Below are 13,370 nucleotides of genomic sequence, written 5' to 3'. Positions count from 1 at the left end.
CGCCTACAGTCGGCGGCCGCCGCGGCGTCGGCGCACGACGACGACGCTCGGAAGCGTGATCGAAGCGGAGACGGCCGAAGGCATGTCGCGACAGTAGCGCGGGCGGCGCAGCATCCGCAAATCCGTGCCGTCACACGACCGGATGCCGGTCCATCGGTGCGGCGAAGAAGGCGAGTTCGTGCGCGCTCGATACCTCGAACGCCCGGAGCATGCGCGCTCTGGTCTCGGCATCCGCCGTCGACGCGGCTCCGGAGACGTGAGCTATCGCCTGCGCGGTGGCCTCCTCGAAGGCGGGATCCGCGTACGTCGCCAACCAGGAGGCGTACGGATGCTGCGGGTCTCGCGCGGCGGCGCCGAATTCTCCCGCGTGGAGGCGTCGTCCGAGGTCCGTGTACAGCCAGAAGCACGGGAGGATCGCGGCGACGAGTTCGGCATAGTCGCCGCCGAACGCGACCGAGCGCAGGTGATCGAGGTACGCGGTGGTCGCCGATGACGGAGCGGCGGAGGAGGTCTGAGCGCCCACCCCCTGCTCGGGCGTCAGCCACGACGCGTGGAGCTCGAGCTCGCCGACGATGGATCCGTGCGCCGAGTGCGCCCAGAACGCCTGCTCATCGGAGGTCGGCGCGAGCCGTGCGGCCTCGGCGAGCACCCGGGCGTATTCGCGCAGATACAGCGCGTCCTGAGCGAGGTAGAACAGGAACGGCTCTCGCTCGAGCGTGCCGTCGGCGAGCCTGCGGATGAAAGGCAGGTCGTCGATCGCATCGCGGATGCCGGAGATGTGCTGCCACCAGTCCGCCGCGACCCGTGCCGGAGTCGGGCGTGTGTCTACGCCGCCCCGGCTCCACAGCCCCGCGAAGTGGCTGACCGGACCGTGCCCGGTGCCGACGCGCAGGGCGTCGCCGTCCCGGAGCGACTCCCGCAGCCACGCGCGAGCGGAGGCCACGGCCTGCCGCGGATCCTCGCCGAGCGCGAGACGGGTCGCGAGCGCGGAAGAAAGGGAGCAGCCGGTGCCGTGGGTGCCGGCCGTGGCGATCCGGGCGCCCGCGAACTCTTCGCGGAGTCCTCGACGCGCGTCGATCAACGCGTCGGGCGCCTCCTCCCCCTCGAGATGTCCGCCCTTGACGAGCACCGCGGCGCCGATCTCGGCGGAGAGCTCCTCCGCGGCGGCCAGCGCATCGGCCCATCCGACGACGTCTCGTCCGGCGAGCACTGCGAGCTCGGCGAGGTTCGGAGTCACGACGTCAGCGCGGACCAGCAGCCCCCCGCAGCTCGCGTTCGGCCTCCGCTTCGAGCAGTCTGTCCCCGGATGTCGCGACCATGACCGGGTCGAGCACGACGATCGGCGGACGCACGACGTCGAGCCAGGCGGCCACGGTTCGGATCACCTCGGCGTTCGCCAGCATCCCGATCTTCACCGCGTCGACCGCGATGTCATCCGAGATGGCCGTCAGCTGTGCGTGCAGGAACTCCGCCGGCGGCACGTGCACTCCGCGCACCCCGTGCGTGTTCTGCGCGGTGAGCGCGGTGACCGCCGCCATCCCGTAGCCGCCGTTCGCCGCGATCGACTTGAGGTCGGCTTGGATGCCCGCGCCTCCTGAGGGGTCACTGCCGGCGATGCTGAGGACGCGCGGCACCGCACCGGCATGCCAGCGTCGACGGAACTCCCTCGCCACCGCGCGCGGGTCTTCGGCGGCGCACAGAGCGGAGACGACGGCCAGCCCGGCGGCGCCCGCATCGCGCAGCGCGTCGGTGTCGTCGATACCCACCCCGCCGATCGCGACGCACGGGAGCGGGCTCTCCGCGGCGAAGACACGGAAGCCCTCGATTCCCAGAGCCGGCGGATGGTCGGGCTTGGTGCTGGTGGGGCGGATCACGCCGACGCCGAGGTAGTCGACGGTTCCCGCCGGGAGTGCAAGGGCCGCGGCCAGGTGCGCGGAACTGTTCGCGGTGAGGCCGATGATCGCCTCCGGTCCGAGAGCCTCCCGGGCACGGAGGACGGAGGCGTCGCCCTGCCCCAGATGCACGCCGTCGACGCGGGCGCCTCGCGCCCTGGCGGCCAGTGCGGCATCCAGCCGGTCGTTCACGACGAGCAGCGCTCGGCCCTCGATCACGCGCGACAGTTCGACGAGCTGGTCGGCGGTCTCGGCATCCGATGCGGACTTGTCGCGGAGCTGCACGACGCGCACTCCCCCGTCGACCGCCTGCCGAACGGTCTCGACGACGCCTCGCTCGCCGCAGAGTGCGGGATCCGTGACGAGGTAGAGCGAGTAGTCGGGGTTCACCGGACGCTGCTCTCGACGCGGCCCGCGGTGACGAGATCGGCCGGCGACACCGAAGCCAACGCATCCAGCAGTGCGACCGCGAAGCTGCCGGGGCCGGCCGCCTTCTCCGCGGCGTGCTCGGCCGCGACCGTGTACACGAGACTGGCGGAGGCGACGGCGGTGAGCGCGTCGGCACCGGTGGCCCGGGCGGCACCGAGGAAGGCCGCCATCACCGCGCCCAGCGCACAGCCTCCTCCGGTGACGCGGGTGAGCAGTTCGTGTCCGTTCGAGAGTCGCAGCACGCGATGCCCGTCCGTGATCAGGTCGATCGGGCCCGAGACGGCGACGACGCTGCCGAACTGCTGCGCGAGTGAGACGGCTGCGTCTGCCGCGGCATCCGTGCTGTCGGTGGCATCCACACCGCGCCCGCCGGTGCTGAGCCCGGCGAGGGCCAGGATCTCGGAGGCGTTGCCGCGGATCGCGGTGGGACGCCGCTCGACCAGTCCCCGCGCGAGCGGCGTGCGGACCGGCAGGGCACCGACGGCCACCGGGTCGAGCACCCAGGGAGTGCCGGATGCTGCGGCTCCAGCGACCGCCTCGAGGCTCGCCGCCCGCTGCTCCGGCGTGGGCGTGCCGAGGTTGATCAGCAGCCCCGAGGCGATCCCGGCGAACATCTCGGACTCGCCGACGATGTCGACCATGGCCGGCGCCGCACCGACCGCGAGCAGCACGTTGGCCGTGAAGCCGGTGACCACCGCGTTCGTGATGCAGTGCGTGAGAGGTGGGGCGTCGCGCAGCGCCTTCAGCAGTGCGCCGGCCGAGACGGGCAGGTCGGAGACGGATTCTGGACGCAGACGATCGCTCATGGGCGACATCCCTTCGCTAGTACGAACTAGATCAGGTTCGACGGGTCTGTTCTCAGCCGCGGATGCGGCACCCCGTGTCACTGCCTCGAAGTCTAGCGAGCGAGTTCGGCCAGCAGCGCCCGCTCCTCGGCCCGGGTGAGACCGGCTCGCCTCGCCCGGTCGACTCCGCGCGCTCTCTCATCGGCGACGACGTCTGCGATGGTCTCGGTCAATGGCCGGAGTGTGCCGCCGCTCACTCGGAACGCGGCGTTCGAGCGCGTCATGAATCCGGGCATGTCCGGCGGGAGCCACAGGGGCAGCGACCGCTCCCCCGCCCAGTGCTCGACGCCCTGTGCCACGAGCCAGTCCTCCTCGGCGATCGCTGTGTCGCCGGAGTGCCCCGACGCCACGCGTATGGAGGCCAGCACCTCGGCGAACGGATGCACGTCCCCGACGGCGTTCACGGCCCCCGACTGTCCGCTGATCGCGGCGGTGACGAGGTGGGCGGCGAGGTCGTCGACGTCGATCACCTGCGTCGAACGCCCCTCGACGGGAGGAAGCAGCACCACTTCGTCACCGGCCCGCAGGAAGGCCGCCGCCCAGTAGCCGAACCGATCACTCGGGTCGCCCGCGCCGACGATGAGCCCGGGGCGCACGATCAGAGCCCGGTCCCCCAGAGCCGCCACAGCATCCTCTGCGGCGACCTTCTGCGCACCGTACTCGTACTCGTCGCCCGGTCGGGCGGCGGGATGCCGGGGCGTCGACTCCTCCGCGCCGACCGTCTCGTCGTCGGAGTACACCGACACCGACGACACGTAGGTCCACTGCGCCGCGCGATCGCCGAGTGCCGAGACCGCGGCATCGACGTGCTCGGCGCGGGACGAGATGTCGACGACGTGATCCCAGTCGCGGGCAGTCACCGCGGCATACGCCTCCGGATCATCGCGATCGGCGCGCACGAGCTCGGCGCCGTCGGGTGCCGGGCGTTCACCCCGGGCGAGGCAGGTCACCGCTGCCCCGGCATCCAGCCACCGGTGGGCCACCCGTCCGGACAGCCAGCCTGTTCCGCCGAGGATCAGCACGTTCGTCATGGCACCATGTCATCAGCATCCGGTGTCGGGCGGAAGTCCCTCTGCTCAGAGCAGCGCGATCAATCTCCGGAGGGTCGAGGAAGGTCGAGATCGAACGCGAGCATCACCGCCGTGGCCAACTGGGCTTCCTGCCGTTCCGAGAGGTAGCCGATCGTTCGCCCCAGAGCGGAGATGGGAACCGTGAGGACGTTGTCGATCGAGATCGCACACGCGTGATCGAGACCGTTCGCTGGGCCGACGGGGACTTCGCTGCTGAGGCCCTTCACCGTCGAGGTGATCGGTGCGACTGTCACCTTCGTCATCGCTGATCGGGTGGCGTCTCGAGTGAGGATCAGCACCGGACGCGTCTTGTCGAGCCGCGCCAGGCAGATCTCGCGCACGGTCAGCGCTCGATCTCGATGTGGCCGGTCGTCCAGTCCACCAGCGAGTCGAGATCATCGTGCGCACCGCGCGTGCGCAGGATCTCCGCGTCGTGTTCCGCTGCCCTGCGGCGCAGCTCCCGAGAGATGGCCACCGAGACGAGCGCCGTTCGGCTGGGAGCAGCGCCGGCGGACACCAGGGCGTCGAGCTCCGCCACCATCTCGTCCGAAAGCCGGAGGGCGATCTGTGTGCTCATGCATCCAGAGTACATCCGTGCATCCCATTTCGGGATGCACACACTTACCCCTGCCTGAGCTCGTCCAACCCGGCGAGGGTGGGGACCGTCCAGGACGGGTCGGGCTGCCACTGCCGCCATTCGGCGTCGAACGGCCAGTCGCCCGCCTCGAACGACGCGATCGCGGCATCCGCATGACGCTCGATCTGTGCCGCCTGCTCAGGGCTGAGCCGCCCCTGTTCGATCGCGGCCGCGAGTTCGTCCTCGTCCTTGAGGTGGATGCCTCCGTCGGCGTCGATCTCGACGTCGAGGATGTGATCGGACGAGTACGTGTCGCGGTCGGTGCGCAGGTGCGCGTTCTCGAGGTTCACATACCAGCCGGCGAAGACCCAGTCAGGACCGCTGGTGTCGGTCCAGAAGAGCCAGACCGACCACGGCATCCCCGCGGGTGCGATGCGCAGCACGCCGTTCCCCCACCACTCCTCGACGATGCGCGTGCGCTCTTCGAGCCAGCGGCGCGCGAGCGGGACGGTGCGCACCCGCTGGCCGTCCGGCGCTCCCTGCGCTTCCTGCAGGGTGCCCGCGGCGAGCCACGCCACGAGGCCCCGCTCGTCGTCGCGTACGACCCGCATCGGCGAGATCGTCGACGGCTCCCCCGGCTGCCAGCCGGGCTTGCGGTAGTGCCAGTCGATCTGCGCCGCCAGTGCGAGGAACGGTCCTTCACCGAGTGGTCGTGCGCCGTCGGGGACGGCGGCCGGAGTGCCCTGGGGGAGGATTCTCATCCCGCCACGCTACTCCGGCGCCGCCGCCGATCGGTCGCTCGACACCGCGTTGACTACCTGCGGGTCAGTCGCGGATTGCCGCGCCGAAGCGCTCCGCGGCCACCGCGACTCCGCCGAGCTTCGCCTCGGTGGCCTCGGCTGCCGTGAGGGTGCGGTCGTCCGCGCGGAAGCGCAGTGCGAACGTCAGACTCTTCGACCCCTCCGGCACGCCTTCACCGCGGTAGTCGTCGACGAGCCGCACGGACTCGAGCAGTGCACCGGCGCCCTCGGCCAGGGCGACACGCACGTCTCCGGCCGGAACGTCGGCGGGGAGGGTGAGCGAGACGTCCTGCGTCGCGGCGGTGAACGTCGACAGCGACTCGGCGACGATGCGCCCACCCGCGAGCGAGAGGATCCGGTCGAGGTCGAGCTCGAGGACCGTCGCCCGTCCGGGAAGGTCGGCATCGTCCGCGACGGCGGGATGCAGCTCGCCGACGTATCCGATCTCCTCCTCACCGACGCGCAGAGCGCCGGTACGGCCGGGGTGGAGCGCAGCCCGCTGAGACTGGACCACGTCGATCTCGACGCCGGCAGCGGCCGCGATGATCTGGACGGCGTCCAGCGCCTCGGTGAGCCCGGCGGGTTCGGCAGGTCGCCCGGGCTGGCGCGGCGAGACGTTTCCGGTCAGGAGCACCGCGACGTGGCGATGCTGGGGCGGGATCGCGGCGTTCAACTCCGCGAGCTTCTCGTCGGACGGGCGCTCGCCCAGCGGCGGGACGTCTTCGGTGCCGTACTCGACGCCCGGCTCGGGCAGGAACACGACGCCGGTCTCGAAGATCGCGAGATCGGTGAGCCCGCGCGCGATGTTGCGGTGCGCGGTCTGCAGCAGACCGGGGATCAGCGAGCGTCGCAGGAACGGCGCCTGACCGTCGAGAGCGTTCGCCAGACGGATGCTGGGCACGTGCTCCCCCGATGCGGACCCGTGCAGGTCGTTCTGGGCCTCGGTCGTGAAGGGGAACGCGGGCGTCTCGACGAACCCGGCAGCGGCCAGCGCGTCAGCCACGCGACGGCGGCCCTGCTGGTGCGCGGTGAGTCCGCGACCCGACGGCGGCGTCGGCAGCACCGAGGGGATGCGGTCGAGACCGTGGATGCGGGCGACCTCCTCGGCGAGCGTCCACTTGTCGGTGAGGTCGGGGCGCCAGGTCGGCGGGATGACCGTCCACCCGTTCGCCGAAGGGGACACGTCCGCACCGATCGTGGTCAGGGCGCCCGTGATCTCGGCATCCGTGTAATCGACGCCGATGAGGCCCTCGACGAAGCCGGTGGGGAGCTCGATCTCCTCGACGAAGACCTCGGCGAACAGTGCCCCGCCCTCCTCGGTCAGCGTGCCACCGGCGAGCTCGACCATGAGGTCGGCGGCGCGGCGCGCGGCGACGAACGGGATGAGCGGGTCGACACCGCGCTCGAAGCGTTTGGACGCCTCGCTCGGCAGCTTGTGCCGGCGAGCGGAACGGGCGATGGTCGTCGGATCGAAGAGCGCCGCCTCGATGAGCACGTTCTGCGTGGTGCCACTCATCTCAGTGGTGCCGCCGCCCATGACACCGGCCATTCCGATCGGACCCGACTCGTCGGTGATCAGCAGGTCCTCGACGTGGAGGGTGCGCTCGACGCCGTCGAGCGTGGTCATCTTCTCGCCCGGGTTCGCGCGTCGGACGGTGATGCCGCCGGTGAGCTTGTCCAGGTCGTAGCCGTGCAGCGGCTGGCCGAGTTCGAGCATCACGTAGTTGGTGATGTCGATCAGCACGCCCAACGAGCGCATGCCGGCCAGCGACAGTCGCGCGATCATCCACGGCGGCGTCGGGCGGGCAGGGTCCACGTCCCGCACGACACGGGTGACGAATTCGCTCGCGCCGACGCGGCCGCGCACCGGGGCCCGGTCGTCGACGATCGCGGTGTGACCGCTGCCGGGCTGCAGCTCGGCGAAGTCGCGCTCGGCCGGGTCGCGGAAAGTCGCGCCCGTGGCGTGCGAGTACTCGCGGGCCACGCCGCGGAGCGAGAACGCGTAGCCGCGGTCGGGCGTGACGTTGATCTCCACCGCGACGTCATCGAGCCCGAGCAGCGCGATCGCGTCAGTGCCGACGGGTGCGTCGATGCCGAGGTCCGACAGCACGAGGATGCCGTCGTGCTCGTCACCGAGACCCAGCTCGCGCGCGGAGGCGATCATGCCGTCGGAGACATGGCCGTAGGTCTTGCGCGCGGCGATCGGGAACGGACCCGGGAGCACGGCGCCGGGGAGCGTCACGACGACCTTGTCGCCGGCTGTGAAGTTGTGCGCACCGCAGACGATGCCGCGGACACCGCCGTTCGAAGGGCCCACGTCGACCTGGCACCAGTTGATGGTCTTGCCGTTCGACTGCGGCTCAGCCTCGAGCGAGACGACCTGACCGACCACGACGGGGCCCGTGATCTCGAAGCGGTGCACGTCCTCCTCTTCGAAGCCGACGGTCACCAGCGCTGCGAGGACGTCCTCGGGCGTGGCATCCGCTGCCAGATCGACGTACTCACGCAACCACGAAAGCGGGACGCGCATCACACCACCATCCCGTACTGCTCGCTGAAACGGACATCGCCCTCGGCCATGTCGCGCATGTCCTGCACATCGCTGCGGAACATCAGACCACGCTCGATCCCCATGCCGAACGCGAAGCCGCTGTACACCTCAGGGTCGATACCGGCAGCGCGCAGCACGTTGGGGTTGACCATGCCGCAGCCGCCCCACTCGATCCAGCGCGCGCCGCCCTTGAAGGTCGGGTGCCACAGATCGAGCTCAGCGGACGGTTCGGTGAAGGGGAAGTAGTTCGTGCGGAAGCGCATCTTGGCCTCCGGGCCGAAGAGCTGCTTCGCGAAGTGGTCGAGCGTGCCCTTGAGGTGGGCCATCGTAATGCCCTTGTCGATGACGAGGCCCTCGAACTGCGTGAACACGGGCAGGTGCGTGGCGTCGAACTCGTCGGTCCGGTAGACGCGACCCGGGCACAGCACGTAGATCGGCAGCTCCCGGTCGAGCATCGAGCGCACCTGTACCGGGCTCGTGTGCGTGCGCATCACGAGGTGACGCGAGGTCGGGTCGACGTAGAACGTGTCCTGCTCCTGGCGAGCAGGGTGGTCGACGTCGAAGTTCAGCGCGTCGAAGTTGAACCACTCGTGCTCGAGCTCCGGTCCCTCCGCGATCTCCCAGCCCATGCCGACGAAGATGTCGGACACCTGGTCCTGCAGAAGCGTGAGCGGATGCCGCGCCCCGACGCGGGTGCGTGAAGGAACGGCGGTGATGTCGACGCGCTCGCTCTCCAGCCGAGCGGCGACCTCCGCGGCGGCGAGCTCGGTCTCCTTGGCGGCGAGAGCCTGCGTCACCTGCCCGCGTCCCTGGCCCACGAGCTTGCCGAACGCGGCCTTGTTCTCGGGGGCGACCTGACGCATCGAGGCGTTCAGGACCGCGAGGGGCGAACCGTCGGCGACATGGGCGGCGCGAGCCGCCTTCAGCTCGGCGGTATCGGTCGCTGCGGTGATCGCTGCCAGCGCGGCAGCGACGGCCGCTTCGACCGCTTCCGGGGTGATTTCGGGAGACTCAGACACGAGATGTGAGTCTACCGGGGGGCACGCCGGTGCTCTTACGCGCCGAGTCAAACGCCCTCGCAACGCGCTTCTTCACAGGGCACCGTACGCGGGCACAGGCGTTCGGACAAGGCCTTGATGTTCATCTCAGGTACTACGAGACTCGATGGTTCATGGCGACGACGAACCTCGAACGCCGACGCGCGTCTGATCGAAGGAGAACAGGATGTGGAAGTCAAAACGCCCCAACCATGAGCGGCCGATTCGGCGGAGGATCGCAATCGGAGCAGTCCTCGCCGCGGTTGCGGCATCCGTCCTCACGGCGGCGCCAGCGATGGCTGCCGATCCCGGGTGCACGGTGTCGATTCAGTCCGCGAGCTTCGTCACGAATTCAGACGGCCGGTTCTTGTCGGTTCAGGCGAAGGTCTACTGCAAGAACGTCGCGAACTATTCGTACAACTCGACCCAGGCAGGCATCTCGATCATGAGGGGCGGCACGAATGTCGCTCTGCAGAGCAACGGCGCCAACACCCTGCCTGCCCCGCTCGGTCAGGCACGGAACTGCACGGGAACCAACACCTGTGTGATCTACGTCTCTGCGCGGGATACGTCCGGAACCTCGCAGTACAAGATTCACGCGTGGGGTACAGCCGCAGGTCCTTCTTACGACGACTTCCGGGTCGGCGCGACTGCCGACAGGACAGTGTCTGGATAGTCGCAACAGACGAAAGAGCGTGACCGGAGAGGAATCTTCGGCCACGCTCTTTTCTTGCTTACAGCTACAACCTCTGCTGAGCGATCAGCTCCGTATCCGTGCCGCCGTCGTGCGTACGCGGGTTGACATCGAGGTGCCGCGCGGCGCCCTGCACCTTCGGCGAACGGCTCATCCGCTTCTCCGCCATCCTGGCAACCAGCGAGAGCAAGAGGCACATGCCGATGTAGATCACGGCGACGACCATCGTCATCTGCACGATGGGGCGGCCGATGGTGTTTGCTGCGCCGAGCTGCTTGGCGAGGAGGAGCAACTCCTCGTAAGTGATGATGAATCCGAGCGCGGTGTCCTTGAGCGTGACGACGAGCTGCGAGATGATCACCGGCATCATGGCCCGGATCGCCTGCGGAAGCAGGACCAGCTGCATCACGCCCGCCTTGCGCAGACCGATCGAGTAGCCGGCTTCACTCTGTCCACGAGGAAGCGACTCGACGCCGGCGCGGATGACTTCGGCAAGAACCGAACCGTTGTACGCGACGAGGGCGATGACGACAGCCCAATAGCTCTCGATCTCGACACCCAGCACGGGCAGTCCGTAGTAAAGCAGGAACATCATCACCAGGACGGGGACGGCCCGCATGAACTCCGTCACGACCGTGACCGGCCAGCGCACCCAGGCGTGGTCCGACAGACGACCGATGGCCAGGATGAATCCGAGCGCCAGAGCGCCGACGGCCCGCTGCCGCGAACGCGGCCACCGTGCGCAGTGTGGCCATCGCGATCTGCTCCCAGATGCGCGTGTACGTGAATCCGATCCACTTCTGCGCCGAGAACTGCCCCGTAGCGATGAGCCGCCAGATGAAGAACGCGATCACAGCCGCCACGACGAGGATCGTGATCACGCCGATGATGCGGTTGCGAGCGATCGCCCGAGGACCCGGGACGTCGTAAAGGACACTGCCGCTCATCGCGCCACCCTCCATCGGTTCTCCAGTGATCGCTGTGCCCAGGAGAGCAGCAGCACGAGTGCCACGAACGCGATCATGACCCATACGATCACCAACAGCTGGTTCTCACCGCGTTCGCTGAGCCAGTCGCGCATCGACCCCAGGTTCATGACCGAGAAGCCGGCGGCGACCGTGGTGTTCTTCAGCAGAGCGATGAACACGCTCATCATCGGCGGAATCACCGAGCGGAACGCCTGCGGGAGCACGATCAGCGTCATCACCTGGCCGAAGCCCAGACCGATCGCGCGAGCCGCCTCGGCCTGCCCCACCGGAACGGTGTTGATGCCCGACCGGATCGTCTCCGCGACATACGTCGCGGTGTAGATGCCCAGCGCACAGGTCGCGAGTAGGAGCGAATCGATCCGCATTCCGAGCAGAGGAGGAAGCGCGAAGGAGAACCCGAAGAAGACCAGGGTGAGCGGGGTGTTCCGGATGGTGTTCACGTACAGCGTGCCGACTGCGCGGGCGATCGGCACCGGCGAGACGCGCATCGCTCCCACGATGATTCCCAGCACGAGGGCGAGTGCGGCCCCGCCCAGGAAAAGCTTCAGCGTTCCGAGCAGCGCCTCGACCCACAGGTCGAGGTTGTTCGTGATGACGCCCATTCGGTTCCTCTCGTGCGCTTCAGAAGGAGGGTCTGACCGGGGCACCCGGTGAGGGCGCCCCGGTCAGTGATGATCAGTCGACGGCAGGCTGCTCGGCGACGACGCCGGCCGGCTCGAGGTACTCCTCGTACAGCGCGGTCCACACGTCACCACCGTCGGTGAAGAGGGTGTTGATGTGATCCTGCAGCGCCGTGTCTCCGTCGACGAGCCCGACGCCGTAGCGCTCCTCGCTGAACGGGTCACCCGCGAGCTTCAGGTTGTCCGGGTCCTGCGCCTGGTAACCGGCGAGGATCGCCTCATCGGTCGTGATGGCGTCCACCTGGCCCGACAGGAGCTGCTCGACGCACTCGGAGTACGTCTGACGCTCAGTGACCTCACCGCTGTACTCTTCGCGGATGCGCTGGAGCGGCGTCGAACCCGTGACCGAGCACGTCACCTTGCCGGCGAGGTCGTCCGGTCCCTTGATGGAGTCGTCGTCGGCCGCGACAAGCAGGCCCTGACCCGTGATGAGGTACGGACCTGCAAAGTCGATGACCTCGTCGCGCGCATCGGTCATCGAGTACGTGCCGACGTAGAAGTCGACGCCGCCGTTGATGAGCTCCTGCTCGCGGTTCGCCGACGGGATCGTCTTCCACTCGATGTCGTCGTCGTCGAATCCCAGCGAGGCTGCGATCCAACGGGCGGTGTCGACGTCGAATCCCGTGCGGTCACCGGTCGCGGGGTCCTCGTAGCCCAGTCCGGGCTGGTCGCTCTTCACACCGATGACGACCTTGCCGCGTTCGGTCATGGCGTCGAACGTCGGGCTGCCTTCGAGAGAGACGTCGGTCGCGACCTCCCAGAGCGGGCCTTCCTCGCTCGTGCCAGGATCTGCGCCGTCGCCCGTCGTGTCTCCCGGCGTGCCGCTGTTGCAGGCGGTGAGCGCGAGCAGCGCTACCGCCGCGATTCCGATGCCTGCCAGTGTCCGTGTGCGTCGCATGTGCGTCTCCTTCAGTTGCTGTGTGTGCAGGGTCTATGGTGGCTTCTGGTGCAGAAGCTCAGTGGGTGAGGAGCTTCGAGAGGAAGTCCTTGGCACGGTCGCTCTTCGGATTCGTGAAGAACTCCTCAGGAGTCGCCTCCTCCACGATCCGGCCGTCGGCCATGAAGACGACCCGATCGGCCGCCTTGCGTGCGAAGCCCATCTCGTGGGTCACGACGATCATCGTCATGCCCTCCTGGGCGAGCCCGACCATCACGTCGAGCACCTCGTTGATCATCTCGGGGTCGAGCGCGCTGGTCGGCTCGTCGAAGAGCATGACCTTCGGGCGCATCGCGAGAGCGCGCGCGATCGCCACACGCTGCTGCTGGCCGCCCGAGAGCTGCGCCGGAAGCTTCGATGCCTGCTGCGCCACCCCGACTCGCTCGAGCAGGGCCATCGCCTCCTTGTCGGCATCCGCCTTCTTCAGCCCACGGACCTTGATCGGACCGAGCGTCACGTTCTCGAGGATCGTGAGGTGGGCGAACAGGTTGAACGATTGGAACACCATGCCGACGTCGGCCCGGAGCGTTGCGAGCCCCTTGCCCTCGGCGGGAAGCGCCTTGCCGTCGATGCTGATGTTGCCGCTGGTGATCGTCTCGAGCCGGTTGATCGTGCGGCAGAGCGTCGACTTGCCCGAACCCGACGGGCCGATCACCACGACGACCTCACCCGCGTTGACCGTGAGATCGATGTCGGTCAGAGCCTGGAAGTCGCCGTAGTGCTTCTGGACGTTCTCGACCACGACGAGGGGTGTATCAGAGGTCATCATTTCTCCAAACTAGCCAGGTCGAACCCTGGGGACTACGCACCGGCGCAGGATTTACACGTTCGTGACACGGGATCGCACTCACCTGTGCTGCTTTGCACGG

The 13,370-nt window shown here is 68.6% G+C and carries 14 protein-coding genes and 1 riboswitch; of the genes, 1 reads left to right on the top strand and 13 read right to left on the bottom strand.

The genetic code is table 11. The annotated features are described in order from the left end of the window. Positions 1 to 130 precede the first annotated feature (130 nt). The 9 genes from QFZ21_RS20300 to pheS form a co-directional block, all read right to left on the bottom strand. On the bottom strand, positions 131 to 1,237 hold the full coding sequence (locus QFZ21_RS20300; RefSeq protein ID WP_307381133.1) for a bifunctional hydroxymethylpyrimidine kinase/phosphomethylpyrimidine kinase: 1,107 nt from the start codon (positions 1,235 to 1,237) through the stop codon (positions 131 to 133). A 4-nt stretch (positions 1,238 to 1,241) separates the two neighbouring features. After that, positions 1,242 to 2,282, bottom strand: a complete 1,041-nt coding sequence (thiE, locus tag QFZ21_RS20295) for a thiamine phosphate synthase (protein ID WP_307381131.1) — start codon at positions 2,280 to 2,282, stop codon at positions 1,242 to 1,244. Beyond that, entirely contained in the window at positions 2,279 to 3,127 is an 849-nt protein-coding gene (gene thiM, locus QFZ21_RS20290) for a hydroxyethylthiazole kinase (RefSeq protein ID WP_307381128.1), read from the bottom strand. Before thiM ends, thiE begins: the two co-directional genes overlap by 4 nt. Further along, positions 3,119 to 3,212: riboswitch (TPP riboswitch) on the bottom strand. Its footprint overlaps the gene before it by 9 nt. 7 nt (positions 3,213 to 3,219) lie before the next feature. After that, on the bottom strand, positions 3,220 to 4,197 hold the full coding sequence (locus QFZ21_RS20285; RefSeq protein WP_307381126.1) for an NAD-dependent epimerase/dehydratase family protein: 978 nt from the start codon (positions 4,195 to 4,197) through the stop codon (positions 3,220 to 3,222). A 59-nt stretch (positions 4,198 to 4,256) separates the two neighbouring features. Beyond that, complete coding sequence (locus tag QFZ21_RS20280; protein WP_307381124.1) at positions 4,257 to 4,577, bottom strand: type II toxin-antitoxin system PemK/MazF family toxin; 321 nt, start codon at positions 4,575 to 4,577, stop codon at positions 4,257 to 4,259. Between the two features lie 2 nt (positions 4,578 to 4,579). Further along, positions 4,580 to 4,813 carry a hypothetical protein gene (locus tag QFZ21_RS20275; RefSeq protein WP_307381122.1) on the bottom strand — a complete coding sequence of 78 codons (234 nt, stop codon included), beginning with the start codon at positions 4,811 to 4,813 and terminating at the stop codon, positions 4,580 to 4,582. 44 nt (positions 4,814 to 4,857) lie between these two features. Further along, a complete protein-coding gene (locus QFZ21_RS20270; RefSeq protein WP_307381119.1) occupies positions 4,858 to 5,574 on the bottom strand; it encodes a DUF402 domain-containing protein in 717 nt (238 codons plus the stop codon). 64 nt (positions 5,575 to 5,638) lie between these two features. Next, positions 5,639 to 8,143, bottom strand: a complete 2,505-nt coding sequence (gene pheT / locus QFZ21_RS20265; protein WP_307381117.1) for a phenylalanine--tRNA ligase subunit beta — start codon at positions 8,141 to 8,143, stop codon at positions 5,639 to 5,641. Next, entirely contained in the window at positions 8,143 to 9,183 is a 1,041-nt protein-coding gene (gene pheS, locus QFZ21_RS20260; protein WP_307381115.1) for a phenylalanine--tRNA ligase subunit alpha, read from the bottom strand. The genes pheT and pheS overlap by 1 nt, the downstream gene beginning before the upstream one ends. A 313-nt stretch (positions 9,184 to 9,496) precedes the next feature. Between pheS and QFZ21_RS20255 the strand changes: the two genes are divergently transcribed. Then, entirely contained in the window at positions 9,497 to 9,877 is a 381-nt protein-coding gene (locus tag QFZ21_RS20255) for a hypothetical protein (protein WP_307381113.1), read from the top strand. A gap of 64 nt (positions 9,878 to 9,941) precedes the next feature. Here QFZ21_RS20255 and QFZ21_RS20250 read toward each other — a convergent pair whose 3' ends face one another. The 4 genes from QFZ21_RS20250 to QFZ21_RS20235 all read right to left on the bottom strand — a co-directional run bounded on the left by QFZ21_RS20250 (position 9,942) and on the right by QFZ21_RS20235 (position 13,270). Beyond that, complete coding sequence (locus QFZ21_RS20250) at positions 9,942 to 10,547, bottom strand: amino acid ABC transporter permease (RefSeq protein ID WP_307381110.1); 606 nt, start codon at positions 10,545 to 10,547, stop codon at positions 9,942 to 9,944. Between the two features lie 291 nt (positions 10,548 to 10,838). Further along, a complete protein-coding gene (locus tag QFZ21_RS20245) occupies positions 10,839 to 11,486 on the bottom strand; it encodes an amino acid ABC transporter permease (protein ID WP_307381107.1) in 648 nt (215 codons plus the stop codon). Positions 11,487 to 11,559: 73 nt separating this feature from the next. Beyond that, positions 11,560 to 12,462 (bottom strand): glutamate ABC transporter substrate-binding protein, encoded by a 903-nt coding sequence (locus QFZ21_RS20240; RefSeq protein WP_307381104.1) that lies wholly within the window; start codon positions 12,460 to 12,462, stop codon positions 11,560 to 11,562. Positions 12,463 to 12,520: 58 nt separating this feature from the next. Beyond that, positions 12,521 to 13,270, bottom strand: a complete 750-nt coding sequence (locus QFZ21_RS20235) for an amino acid ABC transporter ATP-binding protein (protein WP_373426033.1) — start codon at positions 13,268 to 13,270, stop codon at positions 12,521 to 12,523. Positions 13,271 to 13,370: the final 100 nt, after the last annotated feature.

It is taken from the genome of Microbacterium sp. W4I20, assembly GCF_030816505.1.
In the GTDB taxonomy this organism is placed as follows: domain Bacteria; phylum Actinomycetota; class Actinomycetes; order Actinomycetales; family Microbacteriaceae; genus Microbacterium.
This window is presented reverse-complemented; position numbering and strand designations above follow the sequence as displayed.